Consider the following 321-nt stretch of genomic DNA (forward strand, 5'->3'; position numbering starts at 1 on the left):
CTTCAACACCAACACAATCCATATCTAAGTACTTAAATTTATCTCTAACCCTCCTAAGAAACTGACAAGTCCCACAAGCAGGCTCAAGAACTTTCAACCTATCGTAAGACATCCCATTTATATCTATCAGGCTAGTCATGTAATCAACAAGCCATAGAGGTGTGAAGAACATTCCCAAACTTTTTCGTTCTTTCAAGGTTTTCTTTACCACTTCCATAGATTTGTTATCACCCATAGATACTCCAAAAGAAACGGTACCATGCCAACAGTATTATCAAGCCTAGAAAACCAAGAATTCAACTAACTCCTACTGATGTTTGG

At 37.7% G+C, this 321-nt stretch carries 1 protein-coding gene; it reads right to left on the reverse strand.

The genetic code is table 11. The features are described from left to right. Positions 1 to 235: SAM-dependent methyltransferase (locus tag N2712_08085; protein ID MCX8029936.1), on the reverse strand; the 235-nt coding region annotated here is incomplete at its 3' end. Between the last annotated feature and the right edge of the window lie 86 nt (positions 236 to 321).

The organism is Brevinematales bacterium (assembly GCA_026415355.1).
In the GTDB taxonomy this organism is placed as follows: Bacteria; Spirochaetota; Brevinematia; order DTOW01; family DTOW01; genus SKYB106.